Source organism: Hymenobacter citatus, assembly GCF_014333615.1.
GTDB classification, from domain to species: Bacteria; Bacteroidota; Bacteroidia; order Cytophagales; family Hymenobacteraceae; genus Hymenobacter; species Hymenobacter citatus.
The window spans coordinates 33849-52787 of the sequence record NZ_JACSCY010000003.1; the positions used below are offsets into that span (position 1 = coordinate 33849).

Annotated in this window: 16 protein-coding genes, 1 pseudogene and 1 riboswitch; of the genes and pseudogenes, 10 read left to right on the plus strand and 7 right to left on the minus strand. The window is 57.0% G+C overall.

Going from position 1 to position 18939, the window contains the following annotated elements:
• Nucleotides 1–5 precede the first annotated feature (5 nt).
• The 3 genes from H8B15_RS04445 to H8B15_RS04455 form a co-directional block, all read right to left on the minus strand.
• Nucleotides 6–2414: a 3-hydroxyacyl-CoA dehydrogenase/enoyl-CoA hydratase family protein gene (locus tag H8B15_RS04445; RefSeq protein WP_187318468.1), complete on the minus strand. Its 2409-nt coding sequence runs from the start codon at nt 2412–2414 to the stop codon at nt 6–8.
• A gap of 97 nt (nt 2415–2511) precedes the next feature.
• Nucleotides 2512–2988, minus strand: coding sequence for a MarR family winged helix-turn-helix transcriptional regulator (locus tag H8B15_RS04450; protein ID WP_185282329.1), 477 nt, complete (start codon nt 2986–2988; stop codon nt 2512–2514).
• Between the two features lie 109 nt (nt 2989–3097).
• Complete coding sequence (locus tag H8B15_RS04455) at nt 3098–4876, minus strand: AMP-dependent synthetase/ligase (protein ID WP_187318469.1); 1779 nt, start codon at nt 4874–4876, stop codon at nt 3098–3100.
• A gap of 177 nt (nt 4877–5053) precedes the next feature.
• Between H8B15_RS04455 and H8B15_RS04460 the strand changes: the two genes are divergently transcribed.
• From H8B15_RS04460 to murQ, 4 genes are all read left to right on the plus strand, one after another.
• Nucleotides 5054–6202, plus strand: coding sequence for a formimidoylglutamase (locus tag H8B15_RS04460; protein ID WP_187318470.1), 1149 nt, complete (start codon nt 5054–5056; stop codon nt 6200–6202).
• Nucleotides 6203–6314: 112 nt separating this feature from the next.
• On the plus strand, nt 6315–6557 hold the full coding sequence (locus tag H8B15_RS04465) for a cytochrome b5 domain-containing protein (RefSeq protein WP_246455328.1): 243 nt from the start codon (nt 6315–6317) through the stop codon (nt 6555–6557).
• 59 nt (nt 6558–6616) lie between these two features.
• A complete protein-coding gene (locus H8B15_RS04470; RefSeq protein WP_187318472.1) occupies nt 6617–7267 on the plus strand; it encodes an HAD family hydrolase in 651 nt (216 codons plus the stop codon).
• 19 nt (nt 7268–7286) lie between these two features.
• Nucleotides 7287–8087 (plus strand): N-acetylmuramic acid 6-phosphate etherase, encoded by an 801-nt coding sequence (gene murQ, locus H8B15_RS04475; protein WP_187318473.1) that lies wholly within the window; start codon nt 7287–7289, stop codon nt 8085–8087.
• Nucleotides 8088–8224: 137 nt separating this feature from the next.
• On the opposite strand, the pseudogene H8B15_RS04480 reads toward murQ, so the two are convergent.
• Nucleotides 8225–9535: pseudogene (locus H8B15_RS04480) on the minus strand (porin).
• Here H8B15_RS04480 and H8B15_RS04490 point away from each other — a divergent pair.
• Nucleotides 9525–10091: a hypothetical protein gene (locus H8B15_RS04490; protein ID WP_187318475.1), complete on the plus strand. Its 567-nt coding sequence runs from the start codon at nt 9525–9527 to the stop codon at nt 10089–10091. The pseudogene H8B15_RS04480 and the gene H8B15_RS04490 overlap by 11 nt on opposite strands.
• A gap of 137 nt (nt 10092–10228) precedes the next feature.
• Here H8B15_RS04490 and H8B15_RS04495 read toward each other — a convergent pair whose 3' ends face one another.
• The 3 genes from H8B15_RS04495 to era all read right to left on the minus strand — a co-directional run bounded on the left by H8B15_RS04495 (nt 10229) and on the right by era (nt 13041).
• Entirely contained in the window at nt 10229–10486 is a 258-nt protein-coding gene (locus H8B15_RS04495) for a hypothetical protein (protein WP_187318476.1), read from the minus strand.
• 144 nt (nt 10487–10630) lie between these two features.
• Nucleotides 10631–11953, minus strand: a complete 1323-nt coding sequence (gene der, locus H8B15_RS04500) for a ribosome biogenesis GTPase Der (protein WP_187318477.1) — start codon at nt 11951–11953, stop codon at nt 10631–10633.
• 191 nt (nt 11954–12144) lie between these two features.
• A complete protein-coding gene (gene era / locus H8B15_RS04505; RefSeq protein WP_187318478.1) occupies nt 12145–13041 on the minus strand; it encodes a GTPase Era in 897 nt (298 codons plus the stop codon).
• Nucleotides 13042–13145: 104 nt separating this feature from the next.
• Between era and H8B15_RS04510 the strand changes: the two genes are divergently transcribed.
• The 5 genes from H8B15_RS04510 to H8B15_RS04530 all read left to right on the plus strand — a co-directional run bounded on the left by H8B15_RS04510 (nt 13146) and on the right by H8B15_RS04530 (nt 18939).
• Nucleotides 13146–13859, plus strand: coding sequence for an HAD family hydrolase (locus H8B15_RS04510; RefSeq protein WP_187318479.1), 714 nt, complete (start codon nt 13146–13148; stop codon nt 13857–13859).
• A gap of 129 nt (nt 13860–13988) precedes the next feature.
• The gene (hemH, locus tag H8B15_RS04515; protein ID WP_187318480.1) at nt 13989–15035 is read left to right on the plus strand and encodes a ferrochelatase; all 1047 of its coding nucleotides are present in this window, start codon (nt 13989–13991) and stop codon (nt 15033–15035) included.
• Between the two features lie 291 nt (nt 15036–15326).
• A riboswitch (SAM riboswitch) is annotated at nt 15327–15418 on the plus strand.
• 272 nt (nt 15419–15690) lie between these two features.
• A complete protein-coding gene (locus tag H8B15_RS04520) occupies nt 15691–16443 on the plus strand; it encodes a phosphoadenylyl-sulfate reductase (protein ID WP_187318481.1) in 753 nt (250 codons plus the stop codon).
• A 171-nt stretch (nt 16444–16614) separates the two neighbouring features.
• Complete coding sequence (gene cysD / locus H8B15_RS04525) at nt 16615–17520, plus strand: sulfate adenylyltransferase subunit CysD (RefSeq protein ID WP_185282316.1); 906 nt, start codon at nt 16615–16617, stop codon at nt 17518–17520.
• A gap of 132 nt (nt 17521–17652) precedes the next feature.
• Nucleotides 17653–18939, plus strand: coding sequence for a sulfate adenylyltransferase subunit 1 (locus H8B15_RS04530; RefSeq protein WP_187318482.1), 1287 nt, complete (start codon nt 17653–17655; stop codon nt 18937–18939).

The following is an 18939-nucleotide window of genomic DNA, read 5'->3' on the forward strand; positions in this document are numbered from 1 at the left end:
AACGATTAGTTTCTGAGCGGCTTGCCCGTAGTCAGAATCGACTGAATGCGTTCCAGCGTTTTCCGCTCGCCGGTCAGGCTTAGGAAGGCTTCGCGCTCCAGGTCCAGCAGGTACTGCTCGCTCACTTCGGTAGGCGCCGATAGGTCGCCGCCGCACATGACGTAGGCGAGTTTGTCGGCAATTTTCTGGTCGTGGGCCGAAATATAGTTCCCTTCTTTCATCGCAAACACGCCGGTATTGAACATCGCCAGTGCGCCGCGGCCGTGCACTTTGATGTTAGTCTGGGGCACAGGTTGGGTGTAGCCGGCATCGGCCAGTTCCAAAGCAGTGGCTTTGGCTTGCGCAATCACGCGGTTGCTGTTTACTACAATTTCGTCGCCGCGGCGTAGGAAACCCAGGTCGAAGGCCTCAGCGGCGGAGGTGGAAACCTTGGCCGTGCTGATGGTCATGTAGGTGTTGCGCAGTAGGTTATACTCTGGCTCGCCTTCCTCATACTTGGCGGCGGTGCGCAGGGTCATTTCTTTGGTGCCACCCCCGCCGGGAATCAGCCCTACCCCAAATTCGACGAGACCCATATAGGTTTCGGCGGCAGCTACCACCTTGTCGCAATGTAGGTTTAGCTCGCAGCCGCCACCCAAGGCCAGGCCGTGGGGCGTACCCACCACCGGAATACTGGAGTAGCGCATGCGCATCATGGCCTGCTGAAACTGCGCAATCATCAGGTTCAGCTCGTCGTAATCCTGCTCCAGGGCAAACATGTACACCAAGCCCAGGTTAGCGCCGGCCGAGAAGTTGGGCGCGTCGTTGCCGACTACCAGGCCGCGGTAGCCTTTCTCCGCCATGTCCACACCTTTCATCAAGCCCTGAATCACGTCGGAGCCCATGGCGTTCATCTTCGAGTGAAACTCCACGTTCAGAATACCATCGCCGAGGTCGAGTACCGAGGCACCGGCGTTTTTCCAGAGCACCTTGCCGGCAGCCCGCAGGTTGTCGAGGATGATGAAGTTCTCTACCCCCGGAATCGGTTGGTAGGACTTCGAGTCAATATCGTAGTACTGGCGCGTGCCTTTTTCGTCTACTTTATAAAAAGTAGTGTGGCCGGCGGCCAGCATCTCCCCTACCCACGGCGCCACCGTTTTGCCTTCGGCTTCGGCCAGTTCCAACCCTTTCTGAACACCTAGGGCATCCCAGGTTTCAAACGGTCCCAGTTCCCAGCCAAAGCCAGCGCGCAAGGCATCGTCAATCTTGTAGAGGGCGTCTGTAATTTCGGGGATGCGGTTGCTCACGTAGGCAAACAGCCCGGCAAACGACTTGCGGTAGAACTCGCCGGCCTTGTCTTTGCCGCCTACTAATACCTTGAAGCGGTCGGCTACCTTCTCGATGGGCTTGGTGGCTTCTAGGGTAGGAAACTTGATCTTCTTGCTCGGCTGGTACTCCATCGAGTTCAGGTCGAGGGCCAGGATTTCAGTTTTGCCGCCCGCACCTTTGGTTTTCTTGTAGAAGCCCTGACCAGTTTTATCGCCTAGCCACTTGTTCTCGCTCATTTTCTGCACGAAGTCGGGTAGGGTGAATACCGCTTTGGCTTCGTCGTGGGGTAGGCTCTGGCCGAGGCCTTTCGCTACGTTCACGGTGGTATCCAGCCCTACCACATCGGAGGTACGGAAGGTAGCCGATTTGGCGTGGCCAATCATGGGGCCGGTGAGCTTATCTACTTCCTCCACCGTCAGGCCCAGTTCCTGCATCACGTGCATGGCATCGAGCAGGCCAAACACGCCTACCCGGTTGGCAATGAAGCCGGGCGTGTCTTGGGCCAGCACCACCGTTTTACCCAGGTATAGGTCGCCGTAGTGCAATAGGAAATCTACTACCTCCGGCTTGGTGTCGGGGGTCGGAATGATTTCGAGTAACTTGAGGTAGCGCGGCGGATTGAAGAAGTGCGTGCCGCAGAAGTGCTGCTTGAAATCTTCGGAACGGCCCTCGGCCAGCAGGTGAATCGGAATGCCGGAGGTGTTGCTGGTGATGAGTGTGCCAGGCTTACGGAACTGCTCTACTCGCTCGTACACACTCTTTTTAATATCGAGGCGCTCTACCACCACCTCAATGGTCCAGTCGCAGCCGGCAATATCTTTCAGATTATCATCGAAGTTGCCGGTCTTGATTTTAGACACATCCTGCTTGCGGTATAGCGGCGAGGGGTTGGCCTTCACGGCAGCTTCCAGGGCGCTATTTACAATGCGGTTACGCACCTGAGGCTTGTCCAGCGTCAGGCCTTTTTTCTCCTCGTCAGGCGTCAGCTCTTTCGGCGCAATGTCGAGCAGCAGCACCTGCACGCCAATGTTCGCGAAGTGGCAGGCAATGCGTGAACCCATCACGCCGGAGCCCAGCACCGCTACTTTCTTGATAATTCTATTCATAAGTGGGTGAGTAGGGGCGCCTTGCCGGCACCCGTGAAGTAGATAGATGTAGTTGCAAATGGATGAACCAACGCAATAGAGCAGCTACAGACCACCCCTATGCGGGCAGTTCCTTGCGTGGCGGTTTCACCGCGAAATCATCGAAAAGCGTTTTGCCCTCAATCATGCCCGTAATCTGCCCTACCACCTTAAAGAACACGTCGAGCTGGTTTTGCGGAATCTGCTCGTGCACCTTTTGGTTGAAGTGGCGCACCGTTTGGCGGGAGATTTCCTTGCCGCGCAGCCCCTCTTCGGTCAGGAAGATGCGTACGGAGCGCTTGTCGTGGGCGTCGGCCTGTTTGTAGATCAGGCCCTTCTCTTCCATACTCCGCAAAATGCGCGTGAGCGAGCGGGTTTCCAGGCCTAGCAGCGGCGCTATTTTAGTAGCAGGCGTGCCGTTTTCCTGGTCGATATTCAACAGCACAAAGCCGATGCTCGTGGTGATATCGTGTTTGGCGGCCTGCGTATTATACATACGCGAAATGGCGTGCCAAGCTACTTTGATGTTATAATCGACGGTTTCTTCCGGTTTCATGGGCGGGGTGAAGTCTGGTAAACATACGATTATTTGTTATGCTTGCATACTAAGTCAAGGCAAAAAATTTGGCAGGGTAGGGATGCACGCGCCCCCTACCCTGCCCGACTTACCGCTTCTCGTTGAACTCGTAGATGCTTTCAATCACATCCTTCAGGTTCTCCGAAATCACCTTGCGCTTCAGCTTCATGGTAGGCGTCATCTCGCCGGTTTCTACCGACCACTGCTTGGGCACCAGCACAATTTTCTTGACCTGCTCCCAGTGCGCGAAGCTGTCGTTGTAGCCGTGCACGAGGTCGTTGTACATTTTCACCACCTTCTCGTTTTGCACGGCATCTTTCAGTGAGCCAATTTCGATTCCGTTCCTTTTACCCCAGCTTTTCAGCTCGTCTAAGGCGGGCACTACCAATGCTGAGGGAAATTTGCGGCCGTCGCCTACCACCATAATCTGCTCCACCAGCGGCGACTCCTTCACTTTGCTCTCAATTACCTGTGGGGCAATGTATTTGCCCCCCGAGGTTTTAAACATCTCCTTCTTCCGGTCCGTGATTTTGAGGAAACGCTCTTGTACAAACTCACCAATGTCGCCGGTGTGGAACCAGCCGTCGGCGTCGATGGCTTCGGCGGTTTTCTCGGGCTGGTTGTAGTAGCCCTTCATCACGGAAGCCGAGCGGGTTAGAATCTCGCCGTCGGGTGCAATCTTCACTTCAATGTTGTCGATGAGTGGTCCTACCGTGCCAATGAGGTTGTTTTCGGGCTCGAAGCCGCCTACGGCAATAACAGGCGAGGTTTCGGTGAGGCCGTAGCCCTCCATCACCCGGATGCCACCGGCCCAGAACACCCGCGCCAGGCGTGGTTGCAGGGCACCGCCCCCGCTCACAATGCAACGCAGATTGCCGCCCAACGCCTCGCGCCACTTATTGAAAATGAACTTATTGGCCAATGCCAATTGCGTGTTGTATAAGAAGCCCTGGTCTTTTTGGGTGTCATATTTCAAGCCCAGATCTAGCGCCCAAAAGAACAGCTTCTTGCTGACGCCTTCCAGCGTGTGGCCTTTTGCCACTATTTTTTCATACACCTTCTCCAGCAGACGGGGCACGGTAGTGAAGATTTCGGGCTTCACCTCGCGTAGGTTATCGGCAATGGTTTCCATGCTCTCGGCGTAGTAGATGCTCACACCGTGCGTCAGGTAGAGGTAGGTGACCATCCGCTCGAAGATGTGGCAGAGGGGTAGGAAACTCAGGGCCTTGTCTTTGGGTCCTACCGGCACGTAGGGCGCGGCACTGCGCAGGTTGCTGAGCAGGTTGTCGTGGCTGAGCATCACGCCTTTGGGCTTGCCCGTGGTACCGGAAGTATAGATAAGCGTCAGCAAATCATCGGGTTGCACAGCAACGCGCAGCGGCTCTAGGTCGGCGGGGTTGCCCTGCCGGCCCATGTCCAGCAGCTCCGAGAAGTGCCGGGCGCCGTTTATCTTATCGAAGCTGAAAATATGGTCGTGGGCAATATCCATCCCCTCGATGGCGGCCAGTACCTTCTCGTGCAGTTTTTCGTCCGACACCAGCACAGCCTTCACATCGGCGTCGCTGAAAATGTGCTTATAGTCCTCAATCGTGATGCTGGGGTACATGGGCACTACCACGGCACCAATCTGCGAAATACCGAAATCGGCCAGCATCCACTCGGGCCGATTCATGGCAATAAGGGCCACTTTATCATCCTTTTTCAAGCCCAATTTCACCAAACCCAAACTCACCAGGTTGATTTGGTCGATGGCCTCCTGGGTGCTCATCTTCTGCCAGTTGCCGTCGTGTTTAGCAGTCAGGCAATCGGCTTGGGGAAATTTTTCCTGTTGAGCGGGTAGAATATCAAATGCGCGACGAACGTCCATAAAGAGAGAGCAGAAGGATGGGAAATGCTGCTTAAATAACCGGATTTTTCATAGAAAAGCTACGGTTCGACTGCTGAGCCAGTAGGTAACGCGCTGACTAGCTACTTTCTAGTACGTAAAAAGCCCTTGGGTAGTGCCTTTTGCGTAATTTTGGGCCTCTACGCTTTGCTCGCACTCATGAATCTGGGTATCTTTTTTGATCCGCTTCGGGAAGAGGTAGTAGCCCCGCCGGCTGCCCCTACAGCCCTGGCGGCGTACATCGCCCCGTTCGTGCACACGTTCCCCGATTGGCGCACGGCCGACTTGGCACTCATCGGCCTTGACGACTGGCGCGGCACGGCCGCCGGCGCCCCCGCCCACCACGGCGCCGATGCCGTACGGCAGCGCTTCTACCACTTGCAGCGCGGCGTAAGGCCGGCCAAGCTGGTGGATTTGGGCAACTTACGCCCCGGTCTTACGCTGGAAGACACCTATCTACGTCTGCGTGAAATTGTAGCTACCCTACTGGAACACAACACGGTAGCCATCCTGCTCGGCGGTGGTCCTGATCTGGATTATGGGCAGTTTCTGGCTTACGAAACCCTGGACCGCCCCATCAGCTTTGCTTCCGTGGATGCTCGCGTGGACATGGCCGAGTACGACTGCGCGCCGGCCGAGGAGGCTCACCTGCGGCGCATGATTATGCACGAGCCCAATTTTCTGTTCAATTTCGCGCAGCTGGGGCACCAGCAATACCTAGTGGCGCCCGATGTGCTGGCGGCGCTGGAAAAACTGCACTTTGAAACCATGCGCCTGGGGGCCATCCGCACCGATGTGCGCCAAGCAGAGCCCCTACTCCGCCAAGCCGATTTCGTAACGTTTGACGTGGCCGCGCTGCGCTGGACCGAGGCGCCGGGCTATTACCCTGCTAACTCCTTCGGCCTCAGCAGCGAAGAAGCAGCGCAGCTAGCCTGGTATGCTGGCCACAACGACCAACTCACATCTTTCGGCCTCTACGGCTACCGCCCCGACCACGACGCGCACGGCCTGGCGGCCGGCACGCTGGCTACCATGCTGTGGTATTTCGTGGAGGGCTACTACCACCGCTGGGGCGAAATGGACTTTCAGAGTCGGCGGTTTATCCGCTACGCGGTGGGGCTACCGGGTACGCCGGCCAAGCTGGTGTTCTACAAGGCCAAGCGCACCGAAAAGTGGTGGCTGGAAGTGGAAAGCCTGGCTGACCAAGACATCAAGCGCATTGTGCCGTGCAGCTACGACGACTACATCCGCGCCGCCCAGGGTGACCTGCCCAACCGCTGGATTCTGACCCAAGCGCTGCTAGGGTAGACGCCAGCGCAAGGAAGTTTAGCCGTTTCGCTGGTTATTTGCTGTATCTATGAGCGAAACGCACGCAAACTCATCTACCCCCAATAGCCTACCCTCGTTGGCAGACGCGTTATTGCCTACCTACACCCGCGCCCAATTGGCCCTACGCAACGGGCAGGACCGGGACGAAATATGGGTGGCCTACCAGGGCAACATCTACGACGTGAGCCGCTCCCGGCTGTGGCGGCGCGGCAACCACTATGAGCACTGGGCCGGCCAGGACCTCACCCGCGAGCTGGACCACGATGCCCCGCACACGCCCAACGTGTTCGATAATTTCCCGATTATCGGCCGGCTTATTTCGCCTATTACCTAATGCACTCTGTAGCTTAGTCTCTCTGTAGCCAGGCCGTGCTCATCTCCAAATACCTTGTAATGAAGGCCTTTATCTTCGACCTAAACGGCACCATGATCCACGATATGGAATACCATACCAAGGCGTGGCAGCACATTTTCAACCACGAGCTGGGCGGCAATTTCACTTGGGAAGAGGTGAAACCGCAGATGTACGGCAAAAACGGGGAGGTATTGGAGCGCATGTTCGGGCCGGATCGGTTTACGGCCGAGGAAATCGAGCAGCTGTCGGTAGCCAAGGAACAGCGGTACCAAGACGAGTTTCGGCCGTATTTGCAGCTGCTACCGGGCTTGGCGGAGTTTCTGGAACGCGCCTACCAGCAGGGCATTCCGGTAGCTATTGGGTCGGCGGCTATTCCGTTTAACATTGATTTTGTGCTCGATACGCTGGATATCCGACGGTATTTCCGAGCCATCGTCAGCGCCGACGACGTGACGTTGAGCAAGCCGCATCCAGAGACCTTCCTAAAAGCCGCCGCCCAGCTAGGCGTAGCACCTGCCGATTGCCTGGTGTTTGAGGACGTACCCAAAGGCGCCGAAGCCGCTCAAAATGCCGGCATGAACACCGTTATCCTCACCACTACCCACCAGCCGCACGAGTTTGCGCACCTGCCCAACGTGCTGCACTTCGCCGAGGACTTCACCGATTCGTTCTTTCAAACTCTCCTGTAACTCCTTTCGCCCCTACCCCATGAGCACCACCGAAAGCGCCTCCCTGTTCAATAACCTCGAAACGCTGTCGACCCACGAGCTGCTGGCCGACATGAACAGCCTGGACCAGACCGTGCCCCAGGCTGTAGCCAAAGCCATACCCCAACTAGAGGCGCTGGTAGAAGCCACCGTGGCGCGGCTGCAACAGGGCGGGCGACTGTTCTACATCGGAGCGGGCACCAGCGGGCGGCTGGGAGTAGTAGATGCGTCGGAGTGCCCGCCTACCTTCGGGGTGCCGCATGGGTTGGTAGTAGGCATTATTGCCGGCGGCGATACCGCCATCCGCAAAGCCGTGGAAAACGCTGAGGACGACGCCCAGCAGGCTTGGCGCGACCTGCAAGCCCACGACATCAACGAGAAGGACATGGTGGTGGGCATTGCCGCCTCGGGCCGCACGCCCTACGTGATTGGCGGGCTGCAACAGGCCCGGCAGCATGGCTTAGCCACCGGCTGCATCGTGTGCAACGCTGGCTCGGCGGTAGCGGCCGCCGCCGAGTTTCCCGTGGAAGTCGTGACCGGCCCGGAGTTCGTAACCGGCAGCACGCGCCTGAAAGCCGGCACCGGCCAGAAGCTGGCGCTCAACATGCTCACTACCGCTACCTTCATTCGGCTGGGTAGGGTGAAGGGTAATAAGATGGTCGACATGCAGCTTTCCAACGCCAAGCTGGTAGACCGCGGCGAACGGATGCTGATGGACGAGCTAGGGATTGAGCAAGATGAGGCAGCGGCTTTGCTGAAGAAGCACGGTTCCGTGCGGGCAGCGCTGGAGGCACGAGGGTAGCGTGCATTTCTACTCTGTCATCCTGAGCGGAGCGAAGGACCTTCTCACGCGTGAACGACTGACGTACCAACGACTCGTCCTTGCATGATAAGGTCTTTCGCTCCGCTCAGGATGACAGGCGGATTTGTTTCCTACCCTCAAAACGACAGCGCAATTGTCGAAGTCAAGTTACCGTAGGTGTGCCGAAAGGCACCATTCGTATTAGCAAAAATGGGGTTTCGGGCGTTCAGCACTTTGCCTTCCAGTCGGGCTAGTACGTGCTTATTGGGGCGGTAGTCGAAGTTAAGAGAGCCGCCGCGCACGAAGTAGTCGGGTTCGTTGGGGGTAGGACCCAGGTCGCGGACTACCACGCCGTTGCGGGCGTAGTAATACTCGCCGCGGGCGGCTACAAACCACTGCGGAGCCAGTTGGTAGCGTACAATGGCCGCCGTGGTGTGCCAGACGTCGTCTCTCCGATTGGGCTGCCGCTTTTCCTGCTTGCCGATATCAAACCACAATAGCGCCTGCAAGCGGCTGGTAGCCGTGTAGGTCACGTAAAAATCGTGGAAGTAGCGGAAGCGCGGCACCGAATCCTGGGGCTGCTCGTTGCCGAAAAACGTGCTGTAGTTGAGCAGCAGCTTCTCAGTGGGGCGCCACTGCACCTGCGTGCCCACCGACTTTGCGCGGTTGTTGTCGCGGATGTTCTGCCAGCCATTGAGCGCCAGCGCTGTGAGTGTGAGCTTGTTGGAGGCTTCGTAGGTGAAGCGTGCACCGGCCTCGTAGTAGGGCGAGCCCTCAGCGGCCAGCGAGTGCGTCACGGTCCAGTTGTCTTTGCTGATGGCCGACTCAAACCCGACGTGTGCGCCAAACACCCCGATATCGAGCCAGGTTTTCTTCAGCGGCCGGAAGCCGGCATACGCTTCGTAAATGCTACGTAGTAGTGTAGGCTCGGCGGCGTAGTTAGCCTCGGGGTAGGTACCGGCTTACAGGCCCAGCGCCCCACGGATCTGGCCGTCGTCGTAGCGCAGACCAATCAGGGCCTGATTTACCGTAAACTCATTCTGACGGTTGTGGGAGTAAAAAAAGCCCGGCCGGCTGGTGTTGTCAGGGTGCGGAAAATCATAACCGTAGTACCCGTCAATATACCCATAGAGCGTGATGGGCGAAGAACGAGTAGTGGTATCAAGCGAAATCTGGGCAACTCCTAGCCGGGTTAACAGCAGTAGCAAGCTTAGCAATACGTAGCAGTGTTTCATAGCCGACCGTAACGCGAAAATCCTGCAAACGTTGAGTTTGCAGGCGAATAGCCGTGGGCAATTCATCAAGTTTCTTCTGCTTGCCCCAACGCTTCCTGCCGCAAACAGCGGCCTTTGGGCGAACACTTCGATTCGGTGTTGCGTTAGCAAGCAACGGCCCTGGCGTCCGGGGCCGCTTTGTCCTACCTCTAGCTCTACCTGCGTGCATACCATCGAGCCACACTACGCCTGGATCGACCAATACTCGGCTTCCGAAGACCCCCGTTCTCCCCTGCACGGTGCCGAGAATAGCCTCGACAGCTATGTCAATACCATCTACGGCTACTACATTCACCCGCAGTGGGACGACTTTGGATCGGACACGCTGTTTATCAAGATTTTATTTGTCGATTACGAGCAGCAATCGGCCATTCTGGAGTTTATCGGGGAGTGGAACGATGCCATCGAAAACGACATCATGCAGCTCAAGCGCGAGATTATCGACCCGCTGCTACAAGAAGGTATTGCCCGCTTCGTGCTGGTGGGCGAAAACGTGTTCAACTTCCACGGCTCCGACGATTCGTACTACGAAGAATGGTTTGAGGACGTGGAAGACGGCTGGATTGCTGGCATCAACTTCCAGGAGCACGTTTCGCGCGAGATGCGCCAGTACAACCTCGACAGCTACATCAACTTCGGCGGCCAGCTCGACGAGCTTCCGTGGCGTACGTACTCGCCCAAAAAGCTATTCAAGGTGATAGATGGGCTTCTACAGCGCCGCCTGGGGTAGGAAATTATTCAAGCAGGACGTCATTTCGATTAGAGGGAGAAATGACGTCCTGTTTGTTACGAAACAATATACACCACAAACAAAAAGGGCTTCCCGTAGCGGGAAGCCCTTTTTGTTTGCTTGAAAAGCTAGTCAGACTACTGAGCAGTCGTGCCAGTGGTAGCAGGAGCAGTGGTAGCAGGAGCCATGTTGTCGGCAGCGTCTTCCATGTTGTCAGCCTTAGCGTCAGCCGAGTCACGTACTGCGTCAGCTTGCTCTTCCATAGCGTCAGCTTTGGCTTCGCCAGCAGCTTCTACGTTGTCAGCAGCTTGCTCGGTAGCTTCCTCTTGCTTGCTTTCGCAAGAAGCGAACGAGAACGAAGCGGCAGCCAGGGCGAGGAACAGAACTTTTTTCATGATGGGGGTAAGTTGAAAAATGAAATTTCAGGTTTGGCGAGCTTCACGTGTTCCGGCTAGGCCGGAGGCGAAATTCGGGGGTTTATACTGGTATTGGCAGAAGGTAACCCGGCTCCCGAAAAAAAATCTTAAAATTTTTCTACCCTACTTCTTCCGGAACACAATACCAATGGGAACCCCCTGAAAACCAAAGTTTTCGCGCAAGCGATTTTCCAGGTAGCGCGTGTAAGATTCCTTTACATACTGCGGAAGATTGCAGAAAAACGCGAATACCGGGTTATGGGTAGGCAACTGCGTGACGTACTTTATCCGTACCATCTTACCCTTAATGGCGGGCGGCGGCGACTTCTCAATCTCGCGCAGCATCACCTCGTTGAGCTGGGAGGTAGGGATTTTGTGCATCTTGTTCTCGTACACTTGAATGGCCGTTTCGATGGCCTTATGCACGCGCTGCTTGTTCAGCACCGAGATGAACACGACGGGTGGGTAGGCAATCGGCGCAATCTTCTCCATGATTTTCGCCTCAAAATCCTTGGCTGTGTTGGTTTCCTTGTCCTCGATAAGGTCCCACTTGTTCACCAAAATCACGATGCCCTTGCGGTTTTTGTCGGCCAGGGAGATGATGTTCACGTCCTGGGCCTCAATGCCACGGGTAGCGTCCAGCATCACCACGCACACGTCCGATTCCTCCATGGCCCGGATGGCGCGCAGCACGGAGTAGAATTCCACGTCTTCCTTCACCTTGGTTTTGCGGCGCAAACCAGCCGTGTCTACCAGGATAAACTCGTTGCCAAACGCGTTGTAGCGCGCCGAAATGGAGTCGCGGGTGGTGCCGGCAATATCGGTCACGATGCTGCGGTCGGTGCCCAGCAGCAGGTTCACGAACGACGATTTGCCGGCGTTGGGGCGGCCTACTACCGCAATTTTGGGTACGCCGGCATCGGGTTCTTCTACCCCTTCTTCCTCGAAGTGGCTTACCACAGCATCCAGTAAGTCGCCGGTGCCGGAGCCGCTTTGCGAGCTGATAGAGTAGATTTCACCGTCGCCCATGCCCAAGGCATAGAACTCGCCAGCGGCGTGGGCGCGGGCGTTGGTGTCGGCCTTGTTGGCTACCAGGTAGATGGGCTTTTTGCCCTGGTAGCGGCGCAGTACGTTGGCAAACTCCTCGTCCAGAGGGTGCAAGCCGGCGTCTACGTCCACCATAAACAGCACCACGTCGGCCTCATCAATAGCCAGCTTCACCTGCTTGTTGATTTCCTCTTCAAACACGTCCTCGGAGTTGTGCACGTAGCCACCGGTGTCAATCACGGTGTAGTACTTGCCAATCCAGTCGCCGTAGCCGTAGTGCCGGTCGCGCGTCACGCCCGACTCGTTGTCCATGATGGCTTTGCGCTGCCCCACCAAGCGGTTGAACAGCGTGGACTTGCCCACGTTGGGGCGGCCCACAATTGCAATGGTATTTTTCATTTGTCTGACTCCAGCCGCCGGCCCGACCAGTTTCGGCAGTGCCCGGAGTAGTTAAGTGAGTTGTTGAGGTCGGAAGTGGTGAAATTGTGAGATGGTGAAATGGTGAGTTTGATGTTCTGATGGCTCATTTTGCGCAAGCGGCACAGCTAGAACATCAAACTCACCATTTCACCATCTCACAATTTCACCATTTATTGATAGCCAAACCGGCTCAAGGCCTTAGGATCGGCGCGCCAGTTTTCGTTGACTTTCACGTGGATTTCGAGGAACACTTTTTTCAGGAAAAACTTCTCCATTTCTTCCCGTGCCCAGGTTCCTACCTTCTTCAGGGCTTCGCCGCCCTTGCCAATGATGATGCCTTTTTGACTGCTGCGCTCCACGTAAATCGTGGCGCGCATCCGGATGATGTCGTCTTCTTCCTTGAACTCCTCGATGCCTACCTCGCAGGAGTAGGGCACCTCTTTTTTGTAGAGTTTGAAGATTTTTTCCCGAATCATTTCAGCCGCGAAGAAGCGCTCCGGCTTGTCGGTTAGCTCATCTTTGGGGTAGTAGGGCGGGTGGATGGGCAGCTTTTCCAGAATCAGGTCGAGCAGCTCGCCGGTCCCGAATTTTTCCAGCGCCGAGATGGGTAGGACCCGCGTAGCGTTGGGCAGGTGCTCCTGCCAGTACGCCACTTTGGCCTCTACCTCCGCCTGATCAGCTTGATCTATTTTATTGACCAGCAGAAAGATGGGCGTATCCTGCATTTTGCGCAGACGCTCCACCACTGGTTCCTCGTCGTGTTTCTCGTAAATATCCGTCACGAACAGCACTACGTCGGCATCTTCCAGCGACGAGTACACAAACGACATCATAGCGCTGTGCAGCTCATATTTGGGCTGAATAATGCCGGGTGTATCGGAGTACACCAGTTGGAAATCGTCGCCATTTAGGATACCCAGAATGCGGTGGCGCGTGGTTTGGGCCTTGCTGGTAACGATGCTGAGCCGCTCGCCCAGCAGCGCGTTCATTAGCGTCGACTTGCCCACGTTGGGCTTGCCAATGATGCTCACGAAGCCGGCGTGATGCGGTTTTGGTTCGGTATTCACGGGTTGTCAGGGAATTAGCCCGCAAAGGTACGATTTTTCGGGCGGCTACGGAAGCTTGGTTAGAGAAGTCGTCCTTACTTCACGCCCTACCTACCTTTGCCCCGATGCCACTTACTACCCTTCTCTTCGACCTCGACGATACCCTGTTCGACCACGCTGGCACGGCCCGCGCCGCCTTGCGCGCCAGCACCGCACAGTTTGCCAGCCTAGCCGAAGTGCCGTTGGATGACCTATATGCGCGTTACAGTGAGCTGTTGGAGGAAATACACCCGCGCGTCATGGCTGGTGAGGTGAACTATCTCGATGCTCGCCGCATGCGCTTTAAGCAATTGCTAGCGCCCTACCATGTGCTCAAGTCTGAGGCTGAGGCCGCGGAATTTGCTGCGTTTCACTACGACCACTACCACCGCCTGCGCCGGCCAGTGGCGGGGGCAGCGGCACTATTGAAAGCTCTCAAGCCACGCTACCGAATTGGCATTATCACCAACAACCGCACCGCCAAACAGGAGGAGAAAATAGCCTTTCTGGGCCTAACGCACCTCATAGATACCCTCATTACTTCTGAGGACGTGGGCGTAATCAAGCCCGACCCACGTATTTTTTGGGCAGCGCTGGAGAAAATGCACGCTCTACCCGAAGAAACCGTGTTGGTAGGCGACAACTGGACCGCCGACGTACTGGGCGCACGGGCCGTAGGCATCCGGCCGGTGTGGCTGAACCGCTTTGGCGCTGCCAGCCCCAACCCTACCGTGGCCGTACTAACGGGCCTGGAGCCACTGCCGGATGTGCTGCGCGTGTTAGAAAGCGCCGCGCAGTAGTAGATCCAACTCCGCGGCACCGGCAATTGTCAGCGTAAGCACAACAGAAAAACCTATAAAAAGACCTGTTTCGCTGCAAACTTACCGGCCCCTACCTTTGTCTTGCTACGGACTATTCGTCTCTTACCCATGCCTACTCCCGCCACCCCCAAACGCCGCGTGGGCGTGCTGCTCGTCAACCTCGGCACACCCGACTCGCCCCGCACGCCTGACGTACGCCGCTACCTCAACGAGTTTCTCACCGATGCCCGCGTGATTGACATGCCGGCCGCCGTGCGCTACCCCTTGTTCCAAGGGCTGGTAGTGCCGCTGCGGGCGCCCAAATCGGCCAAAATCTACCAGCAGCTTTGGGACACGGAGCGCGGCTCGCCGCTGCTCTACCACGGCCTGGATTTGCAGAAATTGGTGCAGCAGCAGCTAGGCGACGAGTACGTGGTGGCCTTCGGGATGCGCTACCAGAACCCCAGCATCGAGAAAGCGCTAGAGGAGCTACGCGACGCGGCCGTGGACCGCATCATTGTGCTACCCTTGTTTCCGCAGTACGCAGCGGCCAGCACAGGCTCGGTGCAGGAAAAGGTGATGGAGATTGTGAGCAAGTGGTGGATTGTACCCAGCATCAGCTTCATCAGCAACTTTGTAGAGGCACCCGGCTTCGTGGATACCTTCGTGACGCTGGGTAAGGCCGAAATGGCCAAGCACGACTACGACCACGTGCTATTCAGCTACCACGGCATTCCGGAGCGCCACGTGCTGAAGGGCAGCTTCAAAGGCTATTGCCAGCTAGGCAAGTGCTGCAACACCTACAACAAAAACAACCGCTACTGCTACCGGGCACAATGCTTCGAAACCTCGCGCCTACTCGCTAAAGGCCTCGGCCTGCGCGACGACCAGTACACGGTAGCCTTCCAGAGCCGCCTGCAAAGCCGCCTGCGCGACCCGTGGCTGCAACCCTACTCCGACGAAGTACTCAAGGAGTTTCCCGCCAAAGGCATCCACAACGTGCTGGCCTTCTCCCCCGCTTTCGTGGCCGACTGCCTGGAAACGACCATCGAGGTAGGCGTGGAGTTCAAGGAGCTGTTTGAGGAAGTTGGTGGCAAGCACTGGCAGCTGGTGCCTTCGCTGAACTCGCACCCGCAGTGGGTAGAAGGCGTAGTGAATATGATTCGGGAGAATTAGCGCCGGCTAATCAATTAGAACGTCATTTCGACCAGCGGGAGAAATCTCGCGTGGTAGTAATTCCAGTCCTGAAGAGTTACTACCTGACATCAGCACGCGAGATTTCTCCCGCTGGTCGAAATGACGTTCTGCATGCTTTTTGGCTATGCTAAACAGCCCGGTCAGAACCTTTCCTGCCTTCACTAGTTATATCCGACCTGCTACGTATAGCGGGTCGGATTTTTTTTATTTGTGATTCTCGGCGCTGTGTCTTTACCTTTGTGCCACCAATTCTTTCCCATCAAAGGATTGTTTTTATACAGAGGCGTGGAGAGACAGGCTCGACGAAACGCCGGCAACCTCCGTTTATCGCGGAACGGTGCCAAGTCCTGACCATATAAAAACAAACAACCGTGGTCCATTCCAACAACCTCCGCACGCTTGCTTCCCCTACCCTCTCCGGCCCTGTGGCCGCCTGCATGGGTATGATGTGCTGCTGTGCCTGTTGTTGTTGAAACGACCGGGAAGCATTTCCCTTTGAGCTGAGTCTGACTGCCTAACGTGCCCCCGGCACGGCCCCGACTCCCCATCCGTACTGTGCGCAAGCAGCCGTAGCTGCCGCCGGTTACCCTTCCGCGGCCTCGCCCGCATTTTCCCCGCTACATTTCCTTGTTTTATGGCTATTTCCCTCGAATCGCGGGTTTCTGACCTACGCCAGCAGTTTGCTACCCAGGATGCCCTGGATATCCTGCGCACGGCGGTAGAAGAGGCTCCCGGCAAAATCACCTTCTCTACCTCTTTTGGTATTGAGGATCAGATTATCACCCACCTGATTTTTGCGCACGACCTACCCATCGAGGTATTTACGCTGGATACGGGCCGCAATTTTCAGGAAACGTATTCCACCTGGAGCAAAACCATTCTGAAATACCAAAAGCCTATCAAAGCCTACGCGCCGCAGACGGCCAGCGTGCAGGCCCTGGTAGAGGCCAAAGGCCCCAATAGCTTCTACGAGAGCATCGAGAACCGCAAGGAATGCTGCGGTATTCGCAAGGTAGAGCCGCTGAACCGGGCATTGGAAGGTCAGCAGATTTGGATTACCGGCATCCGCGCCGAGCAGTCGCAGAACCGCCAGACCATGGAGCCGGTGGAGTGGGACGAGCCGCATCAGCTCATCAAAATACACCCCTTGTTCAACTGGACCTGGGAGCAGTGCTGGGCCTTCGCCAAAGACAACGGCGTGCCGACCAACCCCTTGCACCAGCAGGGCTTTGTGAGCATCGGCTGCGCGCCGTGCACCCGCGCCATCAAGCCGGGCGAGGATTTCCGGGCCGGCCGCTGGTGGTGGGAAAATGCTGACGCCAAGGAGTGCGGCCTGCACGCCACCCACAACGGCCCCGACCCGGTGGTAGAATCGGTGCCGGCGTAGGGGGTAAGAAGACCGTCATGCTGAGCGCAGCGGAGTCGTAGCATCTCGCGTGCTGACGAAAAATAGTAGCTCACATCAGCACGCGAGATTCCTCGGCAAGCTCGGAATGACGGTCTGCTCCTCCCTACCCCCGCCCATATCACAAACAACTGAATACAGACAACTCACTATATGCCTACCCTTGATTACCTGGACCGGCTCGAAGCCGAGGCCATTCACATTTTGCGCGAAGTAGCAGGCCAGTTTGAGCGGCCAGCCCTGTTGTTTTCGGGCGGCAAAGATTCGATTGTGCTTACCCGTTTGGCTGAAAAAGCGTTCCGGCCGGGCAAGTTTCCGTTTCCGCTGGTGCACGTGGATACCGGCCATAACTTCCCCGAGGTGCTGGCCTTCCGTGATGCGCTGGCCGCGCAGCTCGGCGAAAAGCTGGTGGTGCGCAAGGTAGAGGATACCATCAAGCAGAAAGGCTTGCAGGACCCGACTGGCAAATATCCCAGCCGCAACCCACTGCAAACCTACACGCTGCTGGATGTGATTGAGGAGTTTGAGTTTGATGCTTGTATCGGCGGGGCGCGCCGCGATGAGGAGAAGGCCCGTGCTAAGGAGCGCATCTTCTCGGTGCGCGATGACTTCGGCCAGTGGGACCCCAAGCGCCAACGCCCCGAGCTGTGGAACATCTACAACGGCAAGATTCAGAAGGGTGAAAACGTGCGCGTATTCCCGATTTCCAACTGGACCGAGCTGGACGTGTGGAATTACATTCGCCGCGAGAACATCGCCCTACCCGAAATCTACTTTGCCCACGAGCGCCAGTGCGTGGTGCTACCTGGCGGCCAGCTGCTGGGCCTCACGGAACACCTGCACCTCGATGCCGACGATGAGATTGTGAGCCGCCAAGTGCGCTTCCGCACCGTGGGCGACGCCACCTGCACGGCCGCTGTGGCCAGCGACGCCAGCACGGTAGAGGACATCATTGCCGACATCATCCAAGCCAAAGTAAGCGAGCGGGGCGCCACCCGCCTCGACGACACCATCTCGGAAACCGGTATGGAAGACCGCAAACGCAACGGCTATTTCTAAATGGTGAAATGGTGAGTTGGTGAGATAGTGAGTTTGATGTTCGAGCAGCGCGAGCGGCTTGTATCAAACAACCAGCTCCCAGCTCATCCAGAACGTCAACCTCACCATTTCACCATCTCACAATTTCACCTTATGGATCTTCTTCGATTTATTACGTGCGGCAGCGTAGACGACGGCAAAAGCACGCTGATTGGCCGGTTGTTGTACGATTCTGATTCAGTGTCGCTGGACATTCTGGCGGCGCTGGAAAGCCGGGGCGCGGCCCAGGGCAACGTGGATTTGGCACTGCTGACCGACGGGTTGAAAGCCGAGCGCGAGCAGGGCATCACCATTGATGTGGCGTATAAGTACTTTACCACGCCACGCCGCAAGTTCATCATCACCGACGCGCCGGGCCACGTGCAGTACACCCGCAATATGGTAACGGGCGCTAGCAATGCTGACCTGGCCATTGTGCTGGTAGACGCCCGCCACGGCGTAATTGAGCAAACGCGCCGCCATAGCATCATTGCGGCGCTGCTCGGTATCAAGCACTTTGTGCTGGCCGTGAACAAGATGGACCTGGTAGGCTACGACGAAAACGTCTTCAACAAGATTGTGGCTGACTACCAGGACATCACCAAGCTGCTAAAGCTGACCGACGTAACGCCGATTCCGATGAGCGCCTTGCAGGGCGACAACATTGTGCGGCGCTCGGAGCACATGACGTGGTATACCGGCCCCAACTTGCTGGAACACTTGGAAGCCGTGCCCGGCGCCGAGGAGACCAAGGCTGAGCCGCGCTTTCAGGTGCAGTATGTGGTGCGCCCCCAAACCGCCGAGCTGCCCGACTACCGCGGCTACGCCGGCCAGATCCAGAGCGGCAGCTACCGCCGCGGCGACAAGGTGCACGTCCTACCCTCGGGGCTAGAATCGACCATCGAAGCCATCGAAATCAACCAGAAGGAAGTAGAGGAAGCCGTGGCCCCGCAAGGCGTCATTATCCGCTTGACTGATGACGTAGACATCAGCCGCGGCGACACCATTGTGCCTGCGCACTATGTGCCGCACCTCACCCGCGAGCTGGAAGCCACCCTGTGCTGGATGGCCGAAACGCCTCTGCGCGCTGGTCGCCGCTTTCTGTTGCAGCACCACGCGGCCCTGGTGAAGGCTTCGCTGCCAAGTATTCTCTACCGCCTGGATGTGCAGAGCCTCACGCACCTCGGCGCCGAGGAAGCCCGCCTGAACGACATTGTGCGGGTGCGCCTGAAAACCGCCGTGCCGCTGGCTGCCGATATCTATCGGCAAAACCGGAAGTCGGGCTCTTTCATTCTTGTGGATGAGCAAACCGGCAACACAGTGGCCGCGGGCCTTATCGAAGCCGTTGATCCGGATTATTTCACGGTGGCCGAACCCGGCGCGGTGGCGTTTTCCATCTAG

What these genes read in the sequence shown, in the direction of transcription:
- H8B15_RS04445 (WP_187318468.1), bottom strand. Translation starts at nt 2,414, where the DNA reads ATGAATAGAATTATCAAGAAAGTAGCGGTGCTGGGCTCCGGCGTGATG.
- H8B15_RS04450 (WP_185282329.1), bottom strand. Translation starts at nt 2,988, where the DNA reads ATGAAACCGGAAGAAACCGTCGATTATAACATCAAAGTAGCTTGGCAC.
- H8B15_RS04455 (WP_187318469.1), bottom strand. Translation starts at nt 4,876, where the DNA reads ATGGACGTTCGTCGCGCATTTGATATTCTACCCGCTCAACAGGAAAAA.
- H8B15_RS04460 (WP_187318470.1), top strand. Translation starts at nt 5,054, where the DNA reads ATGAATCTGGGTATCTTTTTTGATCCGCTTCGGGAAGAGGTAGTAGCC.
- H8B15_RS04470 (WP_187318472.1), top strand. Translation starts at nt 6,617, where the DNA reads ATGAAGGCCTTTATCTTCGACCTAAACGGCACCATGATCCACGATATG.
- murQ (WP_187318473.1), top strand. Translation starts at nt 7,287, where the DNA reads ATGAGCACCACCGAAAGCGCCTCCCTGTTCAATAACCTCGAAACGCTG.
- H8B15_RS04495 (WP_187318476.1), bottom strand. Translation starts at nt 10,486, where the DNA reads ATGAAAAAAGTTCTGTTCCTCGCCCTGGCTGCCGCTTCGTTCTCGTTC.
- der (WP_187318477.1), bottom strand. Translation starts at nt 11,953, where the DNA reads ATGAAAAATACCATTGCAATTGTGGGCCGCCCCAACGTGGGCAAGTCC.
- H8B15_RS04510 (WP_187318479.1), top strand. Translation starts at nt 13,146, where the DNA reads ATGCCACTTACTACCCTTCTCTTCGACCTCGACGATACCCTGTTCGAC.
- hemH (WP_187318480.1), top strand. Translation starts at nt 13,989, where the DNA reads ATGCCTACTCCCGCCACCCCCAAACGCCGCGTGGGCGTGCTGCTCGTC.
- H8B15_RS04520 (WP_187318481.1), top strand. Translation starts at nt 15,691, where the DNA reads ATGGCTATTTCCCTCGAATCGCGGGTTTCTGACCTACGCCAGCAGTTT.
- cysD (WP_185282316.1), top strand. Translation starts at nt 16,615, where the DNA reads ATGCCTACCCTTGATTACCTGGACCGGCTCGAAGCCGAGGCCATTCAC.
- H8B15_RS04530 (WP_187318482.1), top strand. Translation starts at nt 17,653, where the DNA reads ATGGATCTTCTTCGATTTATTACGTGCGGCAGCGTAGACGACGGCAAA.